The organism is Litorivita pollutaquae, assembly GCF_003205515.1.
Taxonomy (GTDB): Bacteria; Pseudomonadota; Alphaproteobacteria; order Rhodobacterales; family Rhodobacteraceae; genus Litorivita; species Litorivita pollutaquae.
Genome location: NZ_KZ826486.1, coordinates 176,685 through 196,713, shown reverse-complemented (window position 1 = coordinate 196,713; position 20,029 = coordinate 176,685). Strand labels below are relative to the sequence as shown.

The following is a 20,029-nucleotide window of genomic DNA, read 5'->3' as shown; positions in this document are numbered from 1 at the left end:
GCCCACTGGTCAGCGCGATACGCACCGCATCCTGGCGGAATTCGTCCGTCCGTTTCAATCCCATAGTCAGTCTCCTTTGTTGCAGTAAATGCTATCAAAGGAGCGGCATCAAACCGCGACAGGTCCAATCAGTTCATTTCCCGATTGGATTTTTGCGCCGTCCTGCTTTGGCCAAGTCGTAACGCCCCGTAATCTCGATGGCGCGCTTGCGGGCTTCTTTGAATGCGTGGTCGGACAAACGCGGGAACCGATTCTTGGCATCATGCTTCAATGCTTCAAACGGAGGTATCGCTCTTTGTGGGGCCGAGAAGATCTCAACCAGCCAATCAAGGCACTGGTTCTTCGCTAACTGTGTTGGGGACGTCGGCTGAATTTCCTTGCCGCGAACCCATCGCCGCAATTGTTCGATGTGAATGCTACAACGGACAGGTTCGTTCATTCCGTGGTGAAAAATGAGGTCATCACGCAGGATAAACCGGAAAAACTCTTGGTCTGCATCCTGTGGTCGTAGGTCGCCGCTGTGCTTGAAATCGAGAGTGTGCCAATGGGCGCTAACGTCGCCGGACCGCAGAGCGTTTCGCAGGATTAGAAGAACCTCGCGATGCTCGGCACCCTTCGGGTCTTCGATGTATTCAGCACGCCACGCCTCATGAAAAACTTCGCGTCCAACGACTTCGAACGCATGTCTTGGGCCTTCAAATGGATTGGCGTTTGCGAGGTGCGATTTCGTCATCCTGTTTTCGGGCCAATTTCATCACGTGTTGCGACCATGCGCCGAGGGCTTCGCGCTTCTCGTCCGCGTATGAATAGACATTATAGATAGCGGCAACACCTGAGACCACACCCGTCTTGTGGTTGAGCAACGCTTCGGTGACGGGCTGCGGCACACCCAGCATCGCCATGTTGGTGGACATCGTGCGGCGCAGGTCGTGAATGATCCACGCCTCCGTGCCCTCGGGCAGCGCCTTATCAAGCCTGCCTTTTAGTCTACCGAACCCTGACACGGGCGTCTTACCCGTGGTGGTGAACACGTAGTCGGAATTGAAGAACCTCGCCGTCTTGCCAAGCACCTCAAGCATCGCTTCCGTTATCGGCACTGTGTGCTGCTTGCCGTTTTTTGCCCGCGATGAAGGCAGCGTCCAAAGGCGTTTTTCGAGGTCGAGTTCCGACCAGCGCATTTCAGCGACCTCGGCGCGTCTCTGGCCGCTTAGGATCAACAGCTTCATGCAATCCCCGAAAGGATAGCCTTCGGCGTCACAGGCTGCCCACAGCACGCCTAGTTCAACGTCGGTCAGGACACGCTCGCGCGACCGTTCCTTGGACAGCGGTTTCATCCCGGCGATGGGGGAGGCATCGATCATGCCGCGCTCGACGCACCAACCCATCAGGTGCTTGAGGTGGGCCAATGCGCGGTTCGCGCTGACCGGCGCGGATTTGTGGATCACGTCGCAGGCTTTCACGACATCGGCGCGCGTGATCTCGTCGATCCGTTTTCCGTAGAGGCCAGAGAACTTTCCAAGCAGGCGCGCCTTGTTTTTCCAATCGCGGTTGTGAACCTTGGCGTGTTTTTCAATGTAATCGGGGATCACCTCACCCAGCGTCGGTTTTGCTTCGGTCTCAATGCCGGTGTTGGCCTCGAACCGGCCCGTTTCTACCTCATAGAGAATTTGTCGTGCCCGCTCCCGTGCTTGCGTCAACGTGAACGTTCCGAACCGCCCAATGGTGAGGCGCTTCATCTTTCCGCCAATACGCTTGTGAAAGCTGAACGTTTTGGTGCCTGATGTACTAACACGCAGCACGAGACCCGGCACAATCGTATCGCGAAAATCGATCCGCTTTTCGGGATCGGGCTTGCGGGTTTCGATGAACTTGGTTGTGAGTTTTTGTTTCATAAGCCCATGTTAAGATGGGCAGATGAGCCGCGTCAGGGACAACCCTAGAAGGTTTGCAGGGATTGGGATCGCGCTGTGCTGAACTGAGATACCCGTGTGGTCATCGGTGCCCTCGGGTTTCACTCGGGTAGCAATAGCAGCTTGCTTAAATGAAGCGGCGTGAGATGGGCCGAAGCGACCTGCCAAGCAAAAAAATATAACTATTTCAGTTGCTAATGTGCCGAAATGAGCGGCCCTGAAATCAGATGTATGGATTGTAAGGCAAAATCATAATCCGCGTGTCGGGGGTTCAAGTCCCTCCTCCGCTACCAAATCCCCCTCTTTGTGTGTCTTGATGTGGACGCCGGGTCCTGAACCCGACGTTATTTCAGGCGTGCACCCGAGCCCTCGTAGACCCAAGGGCAGGCCCGCGCGCGAGTCGTTTCGATCCCCAGTCACGCGGCGCAGCGGGAAATGGTTCTCTGCTTCATCTTCAGTTCAAGGTGCATGCGCGTTCTGCGAATGTGTTGCCTAGGGTGAAAGCAAAGCGCCGTGCCGGGTGTGAGTTGGATGCCCCTGATGTAGCATTGCCGCACAAAATGCGCCTATTTTTACTTGTTTCCTTTGAATTTAACCGAAAATTAGGGAACTTTAACCATGGTCAGTCTTCAGTGTAGTGCAATGGGGTATGGTGTCTCTTGATCATGTTGGATCGGGTATTTCGATGGCTTGGAGCCATCTCGGACCGGCAGTCACTGCGCGGTGGCGGCTCGCAAACGCATCGCAGTCCCGATTTTCTACCTCTGCTACGCCATCATCAACTCAAGACGATTTTTTGGCTGACCCCGGTGATGATGGTCGCGAATATGATCAATGTCACGGCGTTTACTGTTCTTGAGGTGCACTTGGGCCGAATGTCGATTTCCGACTGGGTTTGGGTGTCGATCATGGCGGTACTTGCGACCACAGAATTCGTGCGCACCAAGCGCACCAAGGCTCGAAACAAACACAATCGCGCCAGTGCGCGAGGCGTTGGCAAAGTGGTGGTGACCTCGATCACATTGGGGCTGTTGTGGTGTTATCCACTGAATGTCATTGCCTTTGGCGGCACCACGGAAGAGATCGCTTTTGTCAGCGCTCTGACCGCAGGGATGCTGGCGGGCGGGGCGATTGCGCTCTATCCGGTGCCCTTGGCAGCATTGTCCTATGTCGGGGTGTTGACGATCGCGATGCCGCCGGCGCTTTTTCTGGGCATGCCGTCGATGGCTTTGCCGTTTTCTGCTGTGACGATCATGTTCTTTGCCGTCATCATCGTGTCGGTGCACCGTCATCATAGATCCTTTGTGCGAGAGTTTTCACGGCGTTTGAAAGCCGAATTCCAAAAAGAATTGCTGGATTTGTTGATTGGCAATGATCAGGCGCGGTTTGATAATTGCATCTGGCAATCGGACGAGGTTTTGACCTTGATCACTTCGGCTGAACCCATTCATCGTATCCTCGGGTTGCCCGGGTCCGATGGCAATGATTTGCCTGCGCTGATTGCCGCCTCTGGTCACAGGGCAACCTCGCGGCACGACCGCGAAATGCTTGACCGGCTTTTGGGGTTGAACGGGCCGTATCCCGACGAGTTTTGCGTCCGCGTGAGCCGTACCGAGCCGGGCGAAGGTCCGCGCACATTGGAAATCGCCGGGCGGCGCGCTGATTTGGATCAAAGCGGTGGCGCCTATTATAACGGCTACGTCAAAGATGTTTCAGAAGAGGTGATGGCGCTGGCCGAGGCGCACCGTCTGGCGACCCACGACAATATGACCAGCCTGCCCAATCACCGCGAATTTTTGCGCCAAGCCGAGGCGATAACCGCCGAACGGCTTGAATGGCAATCTTCGTTTCACGTGGGGGTTTGTTTTGTCGATGCGGACAATCTCAAACGCACCAACGACAGCTTTGGTCACCGTGCCGGGGATGCGCTTTTGGTTGCCATTTCTGAACGCTTGCTGCAACTGGAACTGGCCTGCAAAGTCTTATGTCGCAAGGGTGGCGATGAATATCTGATCTTTTATACCTGCGATACAGCGGACGAATTTGCGGCCGCGACACAGCGTTTGCACGCGAGGCTGAATGGCAGTTTCGAGTTCGAAGGCCGTGTCATGCCGTTACAATGCACGATCGGCGCGTCCTCTTGCACGGTGGGCGAAAAGAATATCCAGCAGTTGGAATTCGAAGCCGATGTCGCTTTGAAAAACCAAAAGAAAATACGCAAATCGTCGATCGGGTTCTATGAGGAAACCGTTGGTGCGGCGCATCGGCGGGATGCGATTGTGGCGCGTGATTTGCGCGGGGCGATCCGGTCGGATGCACTGCGTCTCGACTATCAACCGATCGTCAACGCCGACGGAACCCGGATTTGGGCGGTGGAGGCATTGCTGCGCTGGGATCATCCCGAACTTGGCCAGATCAATCCGCAAAAAATTGTTGAAATGGCGGCCTACGCCGGGTGCAGTGGAGATCTCACTGAATGGGTTTTGCAGCGGGCGCTGCGTGAGGGGCAGGCATGGCCGCGTGACATTGAAATTTCGATCAATGTCTCGGCCAGCGAATTTGACCGTCCCGATTTGACCGCTTTGGTGGCGCGGGTCTTGAACGCGGAAAACACCGCGCCAGAGCGGTTGTGGCTTGAGATCACCGAGGATCAGTTCCTGCCACGGAGCACCCGCGTAGCGGAGAACATCAAAGGGTTGCGATCCTTGGGCGTGAAGTTGGCCATCGACGATTTTGGCAGCGGCTATTCCTGTCTCAGCAGCCTGGATGATATTGAGTGTGACGTGATCAAGATCGACCGGTCGCTGGTGCAAAACTGTCACCTGCGCCCCACCAGCTTGACTTTGATCGTGTCACTTTGCGCGATTGCACGGGCAAACGAACGTGTGGTTGTTGTCGAAGGCGTAGAGGTCGCAGAAGAGGCCGATGCCTTGGGGCTGGCGCGTGTTGATCACTTCCAGGGCTTCTTGTTCCACCGGCCGATGCCTGCGGATAAGTTGACCGACTTGGTTGCTACGAAAAGCAAAAAGAACTCGGACGCGGCCTAATAAGCTTCACTTGTGTGTTCGGCGCAGGGCCATGACGGCCGCGCGCGCGGGGTATTGATGCGCTATGTGCGGTGTCGAAAATTGCTTATACGTGCGGCCCATGAGCGCCTTCTCGCATCACCGGGAATGCCTAAGCCTTCATCAGGAGGCCGTCCCGTCGGGGGGCATTTTTTGCGGCGTCCCCCGCCACCAACGCGCCGGCTCGCTTGGACCTTTGGTGTATTGGGGCGGTTGCCTTTGTGAGCGCGTTGTCACGGATATAATTTTAAGCGCCGCCTTTTGGGGCCAAAAGCCAAAATAGCGGGCTGGACTACACTCCGAGCCAGCGTGGCAGGCGTTCAAAACCGGACCGGACAAAAGGCGCGCAGAGTAGGGCGCAGTCCTGCGGCAGGGCGAAAACCCGCGAGAAAATGAGAAAACCCCCGATCTGCCCTTTCGTCTTCTCGCCCGACAGGTCAAACATGCGTGGAGCAACGTGGATGCGAGATCAGGAGTGACGGATATGGCGACAGTATTGGACCAACTCAGAGAGATGACCGTAGTGGTCGCGGACACTGGTGATGTGGCTGCGGTCAAGACGTATGAACCCGTCGACTGCACCACCAATCCCTCGTTGGTTTTAGGCACGTTGCAAGATGCGGCCTCGGAGGCGCTGGTGGCGCGCGAGATCGAGGCAGGCCGTAAGGCCGGGCTGACGGCGCGGCAGGTGTGTGATGCATTGACCGTGGCGGTGGGCGCTGAGCTGGCCGCATTGGTTCCCGGGCGGGTATCGACCGAGGTCGATGCTTGCCTGTCCTTCGACACTGAGGCGTCGGTTGATCGTGCCCGTGCGATTATCGCGGATTATGCGGCGCGCGGCATCGACAAAAGTCGCATCCTGATCAAGATCGCCGCAACATGGGAAGGCATCCGCGCGGCGGAAGTTCTTCAGGGCGAAGGGATCGATTGCAATTTGACGCTGCTGTTTTCGCTGGCGCAAGCGGTGGCCAGCGCCGATGCCAAGGCGTTTTTGATTTCGCCTTTCGTCGGGCGGATCACCGATTGGTATAAAAAATCCGAAGGGCGCGAGAGCTATGCGCCGGACGAAGATCCCGGTGTGCTGTCGGTCAAGGGCATTTATGAATATTACAAATCCAATGGTATCGACACGGTAGTGATGGGGGCATCGTTCCGTAGCACGGCGCAAATCAAGGCTTTGGCGGGATGTGACCGCTTGACCATCGCGCCGAAATTGCTGGATGAAATGGGCCGTGAAGAGGCGGTGCTGCCGCGTGCGCTCAGCCCTGATCAAGCCGGTGACATCGCCCCGATCCCGATGGACGAACGGGCTTTCCGTTGGGCGATGAATGCGGATGCGATGGCGACGGAAAAGTTGGCCGAGGGTATTCGGAATTTTGACGCCGACCATCAGAAATTAATCAAAATGGTTGGTGAACGGATGGGCTAACCGCCCGGTTCAGGGTTCAAGTTGAAGGTGCGCAATAGCACGTGCAACGCGCCTTTCGCCCCCTCCGCTCAAGGGGCGGGCGATGGCTTTTTGTAGAACTGCGAACCCTACCGGAAGCCAAGGATGCCCGCCCCGACAGCGTTCGCGCCTGCGCCGCGTTTTCAGCGCTGGGCCGTTGCAAACGCCCCAATATGTCGGGATCGTTGCTATTTTTCGCGTACGGAACTGTTCGAAGTGACCGATCGACGCAGGCGCCGCATGTGCGGCATTGCTTCGGTGCTGCTTTAGCAGCCGTCGGGCGCCCGGTCTTCGGAGCCGGACGCGGGCCTTCGCAGTTGCGCCATTGCGGTGCATACCAAAGGATCAAGCCCCGCACCGCCCTGTGCCAGATAATCATGCAGGGCACGGCGCATGCGCGGATCCCAGAAATCTGACAGGTGGTTGGCAATTTGCACGGCTTTGTCCTCCTCGCTGATCGGCTGCGTCGCGAAGAAACCGGCGATTTGATTGGCCATGTGAATGAGCTTTTCAATCTTCATCGGGGGCCTTTGTGATGATGCGGCGGGCGCAGGAGAAGACGTCGAGACGGTTTTTTTCCGGCCCGGCAAGGCAGGCCAAGGTGATCCCGGCGCGTGCGGCTTGCTCAACGGCAAGCGCCGTGGGTGCGGAGACCGCGCAAAGAACCGGCGTGCCCGCCATGGCGGTTTTTTGTATCATATCAACCGAAAGGCGGCTGGTCATCATGATCGCGCCGTTGGCCGGATCTGTGCCGGCGTCCAGCAAAGCCCCGATGAGTTTGTCGAGCGCGTTGTGGCGGCCTACGTCTTCGCGCAGGCACAGGATTTGACCCTCCGGCGCGATGAAAGCCGCAGCATGAACCGCGCGGGTGGCGTCTTGCAATGGTTGCATGCCGCGCAGTGCAAGAGCGGCCCGCAACAGAGCGCGGTCGCTCACCATGAAGGCGGTGGCACTGCGGTTGGGCAAGGGGCGCAAGGCGGCGTCCAGGCTGTCGATTCCGCACAACCCGCATCCCACCGGTCCGATCATCTTACGGCGGCGCGCTGCCATTGCCGCAGCGCGCGGCGCGGTAAGCCAGAGGCGGGCCTCGATGCCATGCGGATGCGGTAGGATTTCGAGGCTTTCGATGTCGGTGGTCTTTGTGATGAACCCTTCGCTTAGGCTGAAGCCGATTGCAAACTCCTCTAAATCGGTCGGGCTGGCCATCATCACGGCGTGGGTGCTGCCTTGATAGGTCAGCGCTACAGCTATTTCTTCGGCCAGGGTGCGCCTGCCGTTTGATGTGGCCACATCGCGAGCCGGAGAGGGAGGCGTGACATCGCGCATCTTCATATTCTTGCTCATTCCGCCGCCGGTGTGATGCGGCGCGATCGGGCGGCTTGCGCGGCATAGTTTTCTTGCCATTCCGTCGGCCCGTTTGACAGGCTGACCTGCACCGCCGTGACCTTGTATTCGGGGCAATTTGTGGCCCAGTCGGAATAGTCGGTGGTGATGACATTGGCCTGGGTGTCGGGGTGGTGAAAGGTGGTGTAAACGATGCCGGTCGATACCCGATCGGTCAGCGTTGCCCGCAGCGCCGTTTCACCAGAGCGCGAGGCAAGGCGCACGAAATCCCCCTCTTTGATCCCGCGCACTTCGGCGTCATGGGGATGGATTTCCAATACATCCTCATCATGCCAAACGGTATTCGCCGTGCGCCGCGTTTGTGCGCCGACGTTGTATTGCGACAATATCCGCCCGGTGGTCAGCAAGAGCGGAAAGCGCGGGCCGGTTTTCTCATCCGTGGCGATATATTCTGTATGGATGAAACGCCCCTTGCCGCGCACGAACCCATCGACATGCATCAATGGGGTGCCATCCGGATGGTCCGCGTTACACGGCCATTGCACCGATCCTTTTTCCTCCAGAACCGCGTATGTGACGCCGGCAAAACTGGGTGTGGTGCTGGCGATTTCTTCCATGATCTGCGCGGGTTGCGTATAGCACCAATTCGCCCCCATGGCATTTGCGAGCAACTGCGTGACCTCCCAATCGGCATATCCGTTTTTGGGCGCCATCACTTTGCGCACGCGGTTGAGGCGCCGTTCGGCATTGGTGAAGGTGCCGTCCTTTTCCAAGAAGGACGAGCCGGGCAAAAACACATGGGCGTAATTGGCGGTCTCGTTGAGGAAAAGGTCATGCACGATGACACATTCCATCGCCGCCAGACCCGCCGCCACATGTTTGGTATCGGGGTCCGATTGCAAGATATCCTCACCTTGGCAGTAAAGACCCTTGAACGATCCATCCACGGCGGCATCCAACATATTGGGAATGCGCAGCCCTGGTTCGGGGTCAATCGGCACGCCCCACGCGCTCTCGAATGTCGCGCGGACATCGGCGTTTTTGACATGGCGATACCCGGGCAGTTCATGCGGAAAGCTCCCCATATCGCAGGAGCCTTGAACATTGTTCTGCCCGCGCAGCGGGTTCACGCCAACGCCGGGGCGGCCAATGTTTCCCGTCATCATGGCGAGGTTTGCAATGCCGATCACGGTGGTCGATCCTTGGCTGTGTTCGGTGACGCCAAGGCCATAGTAAATCGCGCCATTGCCCCCCGTGGCAAACAACCGCGCGGCGGCGCGTAGATCATTCGCCGGAACGCCCGTAAGCTTTTCGGTGGTTTCGGGGCTGTGGCGTGGATCGGCGGCGAACTCGGCGTATTCGGTATACTCCTCCCAATCGCAGCGGTCCTTGATAAAGGTTTCATCTGCCAAACCTTCGGTGACGATCACATGCGCCATCGCCGTGACCACGGCGACGTTCGTGCCGGGGCGCAGGGCGAGGTGATGCGCTGCCTCAATATGGGCCGAGCGCACGATATCGGTGCGGCGCGGGTCGATGACGATCAATTTCGCCCCCGCGCGCAGGCGCTTTTTGAGGCGGCTGGCAAAGACCGGATGCCCGTCCGTCGGGTTCGCCCCGATGATGATGGCAATGTCGGTATGTTCGACGCTGTCGAAATCTTGGGTACCGGCCGAGGTGCCGAATGTCTGTCCCAAGCCATAGCCCGTGGGCGAATGGCACACCCGTGCGCAGGTGTCGGTATTGTTGTTGCCGAACACTGCACGGGCGAGTTTTTGCACCAGATAGGTTTCTTCATTGGTGCAGCGGCTAGAGGTGATGACGCCGATGCTCTTTTGGCCGAAGGTCTCTTGGATGCCGCGCATCCGTTTGGCGGCAAATGTCAGCGCCTCGTCCCAGGACACTTCGCGCCACGGTTCGGAGATTTTGTCACGGATCATCGGGTTCAAAATGCGGTCGCTGTGTTCCGCATAGCCATAGGCAAACCGACCTTTGACGCAAGAATGGCCGCGATTGGCTTTGCCATTTTTGTAGGGCGTCATGCGGACCAATTGATCGCCGTTCAATTCGGCCTTGAACGAACATCCGACCCCGCAATAGGCACAGGTGGTGATGACCGAGCGTTGCGGCGTGCCCATCTCGATTACCGATTTTTCCTGCAATGTCGCGGTCGGGCAGGCGGCCACACAGGCCCCGCAGGACACGCAATCGGAGGCGAGGAAATCCTGCTCTGGCGTGCCCGCAGACACGCGGCTGTTGAACCCGCTGCCCTCAATTGTCAGAGCAAATGTTCCTTGCACCTCTTCGCAGGCCCGTACGCAGCGCGAACAGACGATGCATTTGGCCGGATCATATGTGAAATAGGGGTTGCTGTCGTCTTGCGGGATGTAGGCGGGATTTGCCTCGCCGTTCTGACGGGGCGCGAAATGGTTTTGTCCCGCCGTGTAACGCACGTCGCGCAGGCCGACGGCCCCTGCCATATCTTGCAATTCGCAAGCACCGTTGGCCGCGCAGGTCAGGCAATCGAGCGGATGATCGGAAATATAAAGTTCCATCACGCCGCGGCGCAGTTTCTGGATTTTCGGGGTTTGGGTGCGCACGTGCATCCCTTCTGCCACGGGGGTGGTGCAAGAGGCAGGCGTGCCGCGCTGCCCTTCGATTTCCACCACACACAGGCGGCATGATCCGAAAGCCTCCACACTGTCGGTAGCACAAAGTTTCGGGATGCTGAGCCCCGCCAAAGCTGCCGCGCGCATGACCGATGTGCCGCCCGGCACGGTGATCTCTTGTCCGTCGATGGTCAATGTCACAGGCATGCCATCACGGGCAGGCGTGCCCAGATCCCGGTCGTCGCTCCACGGAATGATGAGGTCTTTCATATCGGCATTCCTGCGGCGGTGGTGCGCATATATGTGGCACAGTGCAAGGTCTGCAACGGGGGCGTTGCGGCCGCCGCTGCGCGTGATCGGGTGTTGTGCGCCACGGAAATTGGATACATCTGCTTTATCATTCTATCACCTCCGTTTTGGCGTGGAAATCTTCGGGGAATTGCTCAAGTGCCGACATAACCGGATAGGGGGTGAACCCGCCCAGCGCGCAAAGCGATCCGTCGCGCATGGTTTCGCATAGGTCTGTGAGGATCTCCGTGGCTGCCGTGTCCCCTGCCGCAATCCGGTCGATGGTTTCGATTCCGCGCACCGCGCCGATCCGGCAGGGTGTGCATTTGCCGCAACTTTCCACCGCGCAAAACTCCATGGCGAAACGGGCCATTTGGCGCATATCCGCCGCCGAGTCGAACACCACGATGCCGGCGTGGCCAATCAATCCGCCCGCGCCATCGAATTCCTCATATCCAAAGGGCACATTGAATTTATCCGGTGCAAAATACGCCCCCAATGGGCCGCCGACCTGCACGGCTTTGACCTTGCCGCCGGTGGCCGTGCCGCCGGCGATGTCTTCGACGATCTGGCCAAGCGTCATGCCAAAGGCGGCTTCAAACAGCCCGCCATATTTGGCGTTCCCTGCAATTTGCAGGGGGATCGTGCCGCGCGATTTGCCGATGCCATGGGCGGCGTATTCCGCCGCGCCGCGTTCGAAAATCACCGGAATAGTGGCAAGGCTGATGACGTTATTGACCACCGTGGGCCTGCCCAGAAACCCTTCAAGCGCGGGCAGCGGTGGTTTGGCACGCACCACGCCGCGTTTGCCTTCGAGAGAGTTGAGAAGCGACGTTTCCTCGCCGCAGACATAGGCCCCGGCGCCAACGCGCAGTTCCATGTGGAACGCGGGCCCGTGGCCCATGATGGACGCGCCCAGAATGTCGGCTTGCTGCGCGGCTGCGATTGCCCTGCGCATCACGCGGATCGCATCGGGATATTCGCTGCGCAGGTAGACATACCCGCGCGTGGCCCCCACGGCGAGGCCGGCAATGATCATACCTTCGATCACTGAAAACGGATCGCCTTCGATGATCATCCGGTCGGCAAAGGTGCCGCTGTCGCCTTCATCGGCATTGCAGACGATGTATTTTTGCGCGGCTTCTGTCTGGCGAACGGTGTCCCATTTGATGCCCGTGGGAAACCCCGCGCCGCCGCGTCCGCGCAGGCCGCTGTCGGTGACTTCCTTGGTGATGTCGGCGCTGCTCATGCCAAGCGCGCGGCGCAATCCGGCCCATCCGCCGTGCGCCTCATATGCAGCCAGATCCAAGGGGTCGATCACGCCGCAGCGGGCAAAAGTCCGGCGGGTTTGCAGCGCGAAATATGGGATATCTTCGGTGGCTCCGTGGCTGGCCAATGTGCCACCCAACAGGTCGGATACATCGTCGGGGGTTACCGGCCCAAAGGCCATTCGTGTGCCTTCTACCTCCATCTCGATCAAGGGTTCGAGCCAGATCATCCCGCGCGTGCCGGTGCGGATCAATGTGATGTCCTCGCCGCGCGCCTTGGCCTGTGTTAAAATCGCATCGGCAACCGCATCGGCACCAAGGGCTCTGGCGGCGCTGTCGGCGGAAAGGTAAATCTTGCGGCTCATGATTGCACCTGTGCCTTGATCTGTTGTAAGGCGGCGGCATCTACCCGCCCGACCGGTGTGTTGTCCAGCATCGCGGCGGGCCCGCAGGCGCAAAGCCCGAGGCAATAAACAGGCTCTAGCGTCAATGCGCCATCGTCGGTGGTGCCGTGCCAGGCCACGCCGAATATCTCTTGCGCCATGGTTTCGATGGCCCGCCCGCCAACGGCCTGACAGGCCTCTGCGCGGCAGATTTTGAGGCGATGTTGCCCGGCAGGCGCGGTGTGAAAATCAGGATAAAACGAGGCCACCCCATGCACTTCGGCCGCAGAGATATTCAACGCCTCGGCCACGATTGGGAACACCGCGTTCGGGAGGCAACCCAGCCGGGCTTGAACCTCGTGCAAGATCGGCAAGAGCGGGCCTTCGGCATCGGCATGTGCGGCGAGCGCGGCGCTGCAGGCGTCGGTTATGCTTTGCGGCGATGGCAGGCGCTGGTGCGCGGGGGCGGTGATGGTCATGGGGCTCCTCCGTTCCAATCAGCTAGACGGGTTTTGCGGATGAAATCAATAACAGTGATCCGTGAGTGACAGGATTTGCCTATTCTTGCTATGGGCATCGGGATGGACATGGCGGCCAGAGGGCCAAAGCGGCTTGGCATTGCCTCCGGCGTGGTAAGAGCAGATAGTGCGGGGCATCCAACGGAGGTTTTGCCATCATGTTGTCCGCTCTTGCCCGTGCGGCCCGCCGGTCTGTCGCCGCGCTGGCCTTGGTTCTGGTCTCACCTGTCGCGGCGCAGCAAGCTGCGGATGCGGTGGCGCCGGAGGCGCGCTCAACAGTGCCGGATACGGGTATGGGGGGGCTGGCGGATCGGCTCGCACCCGCGACCTTGGCCGCCATGGCGGCGAAAGACGCCGGTCAGCCGGTTGCGGCACAGGACTGGATGATCGCCGTGGCGCATCCTTTGGCCGCCGAAGCGGGGGCGGAGATTTTACGCGCGGGTGGCACGGCGGTGGATGCGATGGTGGCCGCGCAGGCGGTTTTAGGCTTGGTTGAACCGCAATCCTCGGGTCTTGGCGGTGGGGCGTTTCTGGTGTGGTATGATGCGAAAAGCGGTGCCTTGACGACACTCGACGGGCGCGAAACCGCACCTTTGTCCGCCACGCCTGACTTGTTCTTGGATGATGCCGGGGCACCGTTGAAATTCTTCGATGCGGTGGTGGGCGGTTTGTCTGTCGGCACGCCGGGCACGCCGGCCTTGATGCAGGCCGCGCATGAGCGGTGGGGCAAGACCGCGTGGACCACCCTGTTTGATCAGGCGATTGCATTGGCGGATAACGGGTTCGCGGTGTCGCCGCGTTTGGCTGATTTGATTGCCCGTGACGCGGAACGTTTGGCGCGCGATCCGCGCGCGGCGGCGTATTTTTTACCCAAAGGTGCGCCTTTGGCGGTGGGGGATATACGCGACAATTCGGAATATGGCGAGACGCTGCGGGCGTTGGCCACGCGCGGCGCCGCAGCATTTTATAGCGGCAAGGTGGCACAAGATATCATTGAGACGGTTCAAAATGCGCCGCGCGCGGGACGGCTCGCGTCGCTTGATCTGGCAATTTACCGCGTCAAGGAACGCCCGCCGGTTTGCGCGCCTTACCGCGTCTATGAGGTCTGTGGCATGGGACCGCCGTCATCGGGGGGCCTCACCGTGGGGCAGATTTTGGGTATGCTGAACGCCTATGATCTGGCGGCGTTGGGGCCAGAAAATGCGCATAGCTGGCGATTGATCGGTGATGCTTCGCGTCTCGCTTTTGCCGATCGCGGGCGCTATATGGCCGACAGTGATTTCGTGCCGATGCCGACCAAAGGGCTGACTGAGGCAGGGTATCTGGCGACGCGCAGCGCTTTGATGGCGGAGGGGCGACGGATCGAGACGGCCCCAGCGGGCCATCCCAAATGGGATCACGCGCAGATATGGGCCGATGACGAGGCGATCGAATTGCCTTCGACCACGCATATGTCGATCGTAGATCGTTATGGCAACGCGTTGTCGATGACCAGCACGGTGGAGAACGCCTTTGGCAGCCGCTTGATGACGGCGGGGGGATTTTTGCTCAATAACGAGATGACGGATTTTTCCTTTCGCAGTCACAACGATGGTGTGCCCATCGCCAACCGCGTCGAGCCGGGTAAGCGTCCGCGCTCCTCGATGGCGCCGACGATTGTGATGAAGGATGGCGTGCCGGTTCTTGTGATCGGTAGCCCCGGCGGCAGCCGCATCATCGGCTATGTGGCGCAGGCAATTATTGCTTGGGCCGATTGGGGGATGGATGTGCAATCCGCACTGGCGATGCCGCATTTAGTGAACCGTTTTGGCATCTATGATGTCGAGGAAGGCACTGCCGCCGAAGCGCAACGCGCCGCGCTGCAAGAGATGGGATATGAGGTCACGACGCGCGATCTGAACTCAGGGCTACATGCGATTGAGATGCGTGGCGGGCGGTTGTCCGGTGGGGCCGATCCACGCCGCGAAGGCGTGGCTTTGGGCGAATAGGTCAGACCATTTCCTCGGGCACGGCCGGCACCGGCGCGCCGAAATTTTCGGCGGCGCGGCGATCATAGGGAACGATGAACCCCTCGCGGCGTTCCGGAGGACGGGTGACATTTTCCTGCGCGGTGTCGGCCCAAGCGGCTTGCGCTGTTGCGGGATCGAAATGGGCTGCTGTTCCGTCGTCGGTCAGCCAATGGGAAAAAACCCGTTGGCGCAGGTGGGTGATTTGCTCGGGATCGGTGATCCGCAAACCGGCCTCGGTGTCCCACCGCAATGACCGACCGTTGAGATTGGCTGAGGACACGATGGCGCTTTGATCGTCGAAAATCGACACCTTGGCATGCACATAGATCAGCGGAGCGCGGTGCAGTGCGGCGCGATTTTGGTCTGCGTCTTCGTCGGCATCTGTGTCGGGGGCGGTGACGGGGCGCACCGGTGCGCCCACAAAGAGGCGGGCACCAAAGGCGCGGCGCATATGGCGCAGATTGCGGGCCTGTAGATATTCGCCGAAACGTGCATCAGGCCCGGTGTTGTTTTCAAATGCGACATCTTCGGGTGCGGCGGGCAGGATTATAATCGCGCGCAGTTCTGGGCGCGCCTTGGCTGCGGCGCAGAGGGCTTTGGATATCCTTCGATCACGCAGGAACTGTGTCTCGATATAAATAAGCCTGCGCGCCGCCTTGATCCCCTGCAAATGTGCCTCGAGCAAGGAGGCAGAGATGTTATGCGGGGCAATTGCGGTGGGGCCGAAACCGCGAGCTTGTGAGAGCGTGGTTAGAAAATCCGGCGAGGCCGGGGGCTTTGGCGCCGCCGCGCCGGCCTGGGTCGCGGCGTGAAAACCGCGCAAATGTGTTTCGGCATCGGCAACCACGGGGCCGGTGACAATCAATTGCACATCATGCCATGTCGCCCCTGCGGCGCGCTTGTGATCTTTGGTATCGAATCGTCGCTCGTCCAAATCCAGCCCGCCGATATAGAGTGTCTCGCTGTCGAAACAGGCAAGCTTTTGGTGGTGCGTGACCGGGTAGAGATGCGGCGGCGGCGTAAATCGAGCGCGCGGTTGATCGTGCGCCTCTGTGAAGGGTTTTAAGTTGGCGCGCAGGTTCGGCATGTCGCGCAACCGTGTGTGGCGGACGGCTGGCGACAGCTGGGCGAGATCGCGGCAATGGTGGCGCAGTTTTTGTGCCGCCATCGGCCAAAAGATCATCTGCGGCATCACCCCGACGCGGGCGGGATGGCGCGCCGCCTTGACCGACAATCGGGCGGTATCGCCCGCGATGGCTCCGGCGGCGGTGAATTGCCGGACGCTGCGCCATGTGCTTCGGTGCAGATCGGCGGCAGCAATCGGATCGAAATCCGCGATCACGATGTTGATCTCGACACCGCGTGACAAGGTGTGCGCGACAAGATCCAACCAGGTATCGCCAATGGTGCGCGCCTCTGTGCTGCGCAGCTTGGTGGCAAGGTCGAACACGCGAAAGCTGGCACGAATATGGTGGCGCGCGGTCAAAAAAAGCCGCTCCAGTTCAGGGAAGGCTTCTTCGGCGGTGATCAGCACTTTGAGCGTTTGGATCGGGGCATCCGCCGTATCGGGACGCGGCGCAGCGGCCGCGATAGACGGATCCGGCGCGGCAGAGATTGCATAGGCCATTGGTCTAGGTCTCCGGTTGGGTGGAAAATCCGTCTTGTGCGTCGTCTTCCTCCGGTGTGTCTTCGGCCAAGGTCAGCAGCAGATGAAGCCGGTAGACCCCCGCTGTATCCGATATATCGAGCGTTGCACCGATTTGCATAGCAAAGGCTTTGATCAATTGACCGCCAAGGCCGGTGCTGGTGCCGATATGGGGCATTTCATCCACATGGGTGCCTGTGGTGTTGCTGATCACCACGTCGATCTGACCATCGGGTAGCTGCTTGAACTGAACCGAAATGGCGGGCGGGCGGTCTTTGGAGGGGCGGCCAAGGTATTTCACTGCGTTGGTCAGCGCTTCGGTGGTCAAAAGCGACAGCGGCACGGCCTGATCCGGGAGCAGAGAGAAATCATCGATATCCACATCGACCGACACGCCGGAGGGCGGTAGCGACGATTTGAGCGTTTGGTTGATCACCTCGGTCAGCAGAGTGCGGGCATGCACAGACGCCAGACGCGAGGTTTTGTACAGGTTGCCATGCACGGTGGCGAGACCCAAAACGCGGTCTTGCACACGGCGAAGAGCGGCGCGGGTTTCGTCGCTCTGGGTTTTGCGGGTCTCCATGCTGATGATCGAGGCAATGAGTTGCAGGTTGTTTTTGACGCGGTGGTGGACCTCTTTAAGCAGGACATTTTTTTCACGCAGACCGTCTTCCAGCTCGGCTTCGTCCAGTGAAATGGTGTGGGCCATTTGGTTGAACGTCTCTTCCATTTGGCGCAATTCGGTGGGTGCAGGGCGCACATCGTCCGGCGAAAAGCTGCGGCTGCCGGCGGCGAACCGGCGCATTTTAAAGCGTAGGGCGCGCACATGACGGATCACCAAGCGGTGCACTGCGACATAAGCCACCAGCAGGCTGAGCAGCCACATGATCAGCGGGAACAGGAAGGCCGCGCGGTCAATCAGATTGCGATCGCCAAGGAAATCCGCAGTTTTCCAGACGCTAAAGCTATAGGCTACGCCGGGGATGACCGGTACGACAGAGTAAATTCGTGCCGCCCCTTCTTGGTTAAACGCCGAAAAAGTTTGCGCCCGCTGCAGCGCAATTGAGGTTAGAGCATATCCCTTCGGCAATTCGGTATCTGCGGCCTCGCGGTCGCTGAGAGTGAGTAAAAGATCGCCGTCCTGATTGAAGCTGATCAGTTGCACCGGCTTGCTGCCGGTTGGCAGATCTTGCAAACCCGGACGGTGATCGTCGTGGCGCAGCGCGTTTTGACCCGGCACATCGTGTGGTACGTCCTCATAGGGGAGGGACAGTGACAAAAACCCGATGTAGGCGCCTTCGACAGTGATCGGCTGGACAATCACGATCACAGGGCGTTGCGAAACGCGGCCCATTTGGAGGTTCATCACCCGCGGGCGCGGGTTTTCGATCATTCGGCGCGTGACTTCGCTTTGACGAACATCAGCGGGGCGGGCGTTGGAATTGCAGGTTGAAACGCCATCCAGCGGCACAAACATCGCCAGCACATATTCGGGATGCGAGCGCAGGAAATTTTGCGTGGTACGGGTGCAGGTTGCGCGGTCGTCCAGCGTTTCCTTGATTTCCTCGCCCAGAACCCGTGCCGCAGCAAAGCCGCGATAAAGCAAGGTGCGCTGCGGCTCGACGGCGATCAAAGTCCGGCCAAGCACGGCGGCACGGCTCAGCTCTTCGGCCTGCCGTGCGACGTTTTGGGTTTGAAAAAAGGCGATCAACCCCACCGGAAGCAAAGCCACCGACAACATCATGATTAGCCTAAAGGCAAGCCTATCAGTAGTTTTAACGCGCATCTATTCGCCGTCAGCCGGTCGGATTGGCATTGGCGGAGATCACGGCCATGGTCGATTCGTCAGTGAGTTCGAGTTTGTCCTCATCGTCCAGCTTCAACAATTCAACCAGACGCGCGCGCCCGCGATTGGCGCGGCTTTTGACCGTGCCTACGGCACAGCCGCATGTCTCGGCGGCCTCCTCGTAGGTAAAACCCGAGGCTCCGACGAGGATCAATGCTTCACGTTGCTCATCCGGCAATTGGACAAAGGCGCGCTGAAAATCTTGCAGAGCCAGCCGTCCGTCATGTTCGGGTTTCGAGGCCAGATTGTTGGAATAGGCGCCATCGACATCGGCCACCTCGCGTTTGGATTTGCGGCGACCCGAATAAAACGTGTTGCGCAAGATTGTGAAAAGCCATGCGCGCAGATTGGTGCCGGGCTTAAAGCTGGCAAATTTGCTCCACGCCTTGACGATGGTATCTTGCACAAGATCATCGGCGGCCGATCCGTTACGGGTCAGGCTGAGCGCGAAGGCGCGCAGGGCGGGCAGATGCTCGATGATGGCATCGCGCGGATCGACTTTGGCGATGGGTTGGGCAGCGCTGGATTTGTCTACCACGGGGGAGGGGGCGCTCATTTTACGCGCTCGCTCTGGTTCTCTTGTTCTCGAAGCTGAGCCAAAAGTTGCGTAAACTGGTCCGGCAAAGCCTCTTCCTCGGTGGCCTGAAACACCCGCCGCAGGTTTTCATCAATTTGCCTTTGCACATTGCTGTCTGGTTTTTTGTTCGACATGCTGACCTTCTACGATATTTTCTGGTTCTGAAGAGATTTCTTGGAACTTAACGCAGATTGCGGCGTTTGGTTCCTGAAAAACGAAAAAAAGGGTGTTTTCTACAATGACGATTTCCGCTGCGAATGAGAACGAAGCCACTGCGGGACAAACCGGTGGTGATTTCGTAACCCAGATCGGCCAAAACCTGCCCTACTTGCGTCGTTACGCGCGGGCGCTGACCGGATCGCAAACATCGGGCGATACCTATGCTGCGGCCACGCTTGAGGCGATGCTTGAAACGCCTGATATCATCGATAAAGAACTGGATGCCAAAGTTGCGCTGTTTCGTGCCTTCCATGCGATTTGGGCCAGCTCCGGCGCGCCGGTTGAAACCGGTAAAGACGGAGCCTTTGCCAAAGCGCAGGCGCATTTGTCGAAACTGACCCGCAACACCCGCGAGGCGCTTTTGCTTCATACGGTGGAGGAGTTCCGTTTTGGTCAGGTCGCGCAGATCATGGATGTCTCCGACGCCGAAGCAGAAGAATTGATCGCCATCGCACAGCGCGAGATCGCCGATAGCATTTTGGGCAAGGTCATGATCATCGAGGACGAAGCGATTATCGCGATGGATTTGCAAAGCATCGTCTCCCACATGGGCCATGCGATCACCGGCGTTGCGCGCACCCGCACCGAGGCCGTGGCATTGGGCAAGGCCGAGCGGCCTGATTTGATCCTCGCCGATATCCAATTGGCAGATAATTCGTCAGGGATTGACGCGGTCAATGATCTTCTCAAGGCGCTGGGCGATATTCCGGTGATTTTCATCACGGCTTTCCCTGAACGTTTGCTCACGGGTGAAAAACCCGAACCGGCGTTTTTAATCACCAAACCCTATAGCGAGGAACAGGTGCGGCTTGCTGCCAGCCAGGCGATGTTCTTTTCGTCGACGGAAACCTTGTTGGTCTGAGTGGCGGCGCCCGGGTGTCGCGAGGCGTTGCGGCGCGGA

15 protein-coding genes are annotated in these 20,029 nt (G+C 59.1%); 4 read left to right on the top strand and 11 right to left on the bottom strand.

The genetic code is table 11. The annotated features are described in order from the left end of the window. Window positions 1-133 precede the first annotated feature (133 nt). Both DI396_RS12025 and DI396_RS12020 read right to left on the bottom strand, forming a co-directional pair. Window positions 134-733, bottom strand: coding sequence for a hypothetical protein (locus DI396_RS12025; RefSeq protein ID WP_110796457.1), 600 nt, complete (start codon window positions 731-733; stop codon window positions 134-136). Continuing rightward, on the bottom strand, window positions 696-1,892 hold the full coding sequence (locus DI396_RS12020) for a tyrosine-type recombinase/integrase (RefSeq protein WP_110796456.1): 1,197 nt from the start codon (window positions 1,890-1,892) through the stop codon (window positions 696-698). Before DI396_RS12020 ends, DI396_RS12025 begins: the two co-directional genes overlap by 38 nt. Window positions 1,893-2,575: 683 nt before the next feature. On the opposite strand from DI396_RS12020, the gene DI396_RS12015 reads away from it, so the two are divergent. Beyond that, window positions 2,576-4,957 (top strand): putative bifunctional diguanylate cyclase/phosphodiesterase, encoded by a 2,382-nt coding sequence (locus tag DI396_RS12015; protein ID WP_110796455.1) that lies wholly within the window; start codon window positions 2,576-2,578, stop codon window positions 4,955-4,957. A gap of 502 nt (window positions 4,958-5,459) precedes the next feature. Next, window positions 5,460-6,404, top strand: a complete 945-nt coding sequence (gene tal, locus DI396_RS12010; protein ID WP_110796454.1) for a transaldolase — start codon at window positions 5,460-5,462, stop codon at window positions 6,402-6,404. Between the two features lie 284 nt (window positions 6,405-6,688). Here the strand turns inward: tal and DI396_RS12005 are convergent, their stop codons facing one another. The 5 genes from DI396_RS12005 to DI396_RS11985 all read right to left on the bottom strand — a co-directional run bounded on the left by DI396_RS12005 (window position 6,689) and on the right by DI396_RS11985 (window position 12,793). Then, window positions 6,689-6,943, bottom strand: coding sequence for a formate dehydrogenase subunit delta (locus tag DI396_RS12005; protein ID WP_110796453.1), 255 nt, complete (start codon window positions 6,941-6,943; stop codon window positions 6,689-6,691). Continuing rightward, window positions 6,933-7,766: a formate dehydrogenase accessory sulfurtransferase FdhD gene (gene fdhD, locus DI396_RS12000; protein ID WP_235851853.1), complete on the bottom strand. Its 834-nt coding sequence runs from the start codon at window positions 7,764-7,766 to the stop codon at window positions 6,933-6,935. Before fdhD ends, DI396_RS12005 begins: the two co-directional genes overlap by 11 nt. Then, window positions 7,763-10,645, bottom strand: a complete 2,883-nt coding sequence (gene fdhF / locus DI396_RS11995) for a formate dehydrogenase subunit alpha (RefSeq protein WP_110796452.1) — start codon at window positions 10,643-10,645, stop codon at window positions 7,763-7,765. Before fdhF ends, fdhD begins: the two co-directional genes overlap by 4 nt. Before the next feature lie 127 nt (window positions 10,646-10,772). Next, complete coding sequence (locus DI396_RS11990) at window positions 10,773-12,296, bottom strand: formate dehydrogenase beta subunit (protein WP_110796451.1); 1,524 nt, start codon at window positions 12,294-12,296, stop codon at window positions 10,773-10,775. After that, on the bottom strand, window positions 12,293-12,793 hold the full coding sequence (locus DI396_RS11985; protein WP_110796450.1) for a formate dehydrogenase subunit gamma: 501 nt from the start codon (window positions 12,791-12,793) through the stop codon (window positions 12,293-12,295). The genes DI396_RS11990 and DI396_RS11985 overlap by 4 nt, the downstream gene beginning before the upstream one ends. Window positions 12,794-12,990: 197 nt before the next feature. Between DI396_RS11985 and ggt the strand changes: the two genes are divergently transcribed. Beyond that, window positions 12,991-14,820, top strand: coding sequence for a gamma-glutamyltransferase (gene ggt / locus DI396_RS11980; RefSeq protein WP_110796449.1), 1,830 nt, complete (start codon window positions 12,991-12,993; stop codon window positions 14,818-14,820). Between the two features lies 1 nt (window position 14,821). Here ggt and DI396_RS11975 read toward each other — a convergent pair whose 3' ends face one another. From DI396_RS11975 to DI396_RS16440, 4 genes are read right to left on the bottom strand one after another with little or no spacing between them, the layout of a single operon-like run. Next, window positions 14,822-16,468: a phospholipase D family protein gene (locus tag DI396_RS11975; RefSeq protein ID WP_110796448.1), complete on the bottom strand. Its 1,647-nt coding sequence runs from the start codon at window positions 16,466-16,468 to the stop codon at window positions 14,822-14,824. Between the two features lie 4 nt (window positions 16,469-16,472). After that, a complete protein-coding gene (locus DI396_RS11970) occupies window positions 16,473-18,230 on the bottom strand; it encodes a histidine kinase dimerization/phosphoacceptor domain -containing protein (RefSeq protein WP_162617217.1) in 1,758 nt (585 codons plus the stop codon). Window positions 18,231-18,282: 52 nt separating this feature from the next. Beyond that, window positions 18,283-18,888: an RNA polymerase sigma factor gene (locus DI396_RS11965; protein ID WP_110796446.1), complete on the bottom strand. Its 606-nt coding sequence runs from the start codon at window positions 18,886-18,888 to the stop codon at window positions 18,283-18,285. Continuing rightward, entirely contained in the window at window positions 18,885-19,043 is a 159-nt protein-coding gene (locus DI396_RS16440) for a NepR family anti-sigma factor (RefSeq protein ID WP_162617216.1), read from the bottom strand. The genes DI396_RS11965 and DI396_RS16440 overlap by 4 nt, the downstream gene beginning before the upstream one ends. 104 nt (window positions 19,044-19,147) lie before the next feature. On the opposite strand from DI396_RS16440, the gene DI396_RS11960 reads away from it, so the two are divergent. Continuing rightward, the gene (locus DI396_RS11960; RefSeq protein WP_110796445.1) at window positions 19,148-19,990 is read left to right on the top strand and encodes a response regulator; all 843 of its coding nucleotides are present in this window, start codon (window positions 19,148-19,150) and stop codon (window positions 19,988-19,990) included. Window positions 19,991-20,029: the final 39 nt, after the last annotated feature.

Coding starts and splice junctions, on each gene's coding strand:
- DI396_RS12025 (WP_110796457.1), bottom strand. CDS start 733: ATGACGAAATCGCACCTCGCAAACGCCAATCCATTTGAAGGCCCAAGA.
- DI396_RS12020 (WP_110796456.1), bottom strand. CDS start 1,892: ATGAAACAAAAACTCACAACCAAGTTCATCGAAACCCGCAAGCCCGAT.
- DI396_RS12015 (WP_110796455.1), top strand. CDS start 2,576: ATGTTGGATCGGGTATTTCGATGGCTTGGAGCCATCTCGGACCGGCAG.
- tal (WP_110796454.1), top strand. CDS start 5,460: ATGGCGACAGTATTGGACCAACTCAGAGAGATGACCGTAGTGGTCGCG.
- DI396_RS12005 (WP_110796453.1), bottom strand. CDS start 6,943: ATGAAGATTGAAAAGCTCATTCACATGGCCAATCAAATCGCCGGTTTC.
- fdhD (WP_235851853.1), bottom strand. CDS start 7,766: ATGAGCAAGAATATGAAGATGCGCGATGTCACGCCTCCCTCTCCGGCT.
- fdhF (WP_110796452.1), bottom strand. CDS start 10,645: ATGAAAGACCTCATCATTCCGTGGAGCGACGACCGGGATCTGGGCACG.
- DI396_RS11990 (WP_110796451.1), bottom strand. CDS start 12,296: ATGAGCCGCAAGATTTACCTTTCCGCCGACAGCGCCGCCAGAGCCCTT.
- DI396_RS11985 (WP_110796450.1), bottom strand. CDS start 12,793: ATGACCATCACCGCCCCCGCGCACCAGCGCCTGCCATCGCCGCAAAGC.
- ggt (WP_110796449.1), top strand. CDS start 12,991: ATGTTGTCCGCTCTTGCCCGTGCGGCCCGCCGGTCTGTCGCCGCGCTG.
- DI396_RS11975 (WP_110796448.1), bottom strand. CDS start 16,468: ATGGCCTATGCAATCTCTGCCGCGCCGGATCCGTCTATCGCGGCCGCT.
- DI396_RS11970 (WP_162617217.1), bottom strand. CDS start 18,230: ATGATGTTGTCGGTGGCTTTGCTTCCGGTGGGGTTGATCGCCTTTTTT.
- DI396_RS11965 (WP_110796446.1), bottom strand. CDS start 18,888: ATGAGCGCCCCCTCCCCCGTGGTAGACAAATCCAGCGCTGCCCAACCC.
- DI396_RS16440 (WP_162617216.1), bottom strand. CDS start 19,043: ATGTCGAACAAAAAACCAGACAGCAATGTGCAAAGGCAAATTGATGAA.
- DI396_RS11960 (WP_110796445.1), top strand. CDS start 19,148: ATGACGATTTCCGCTGCGAATGAGAACGAAGCCACTGCGGGACAAACC.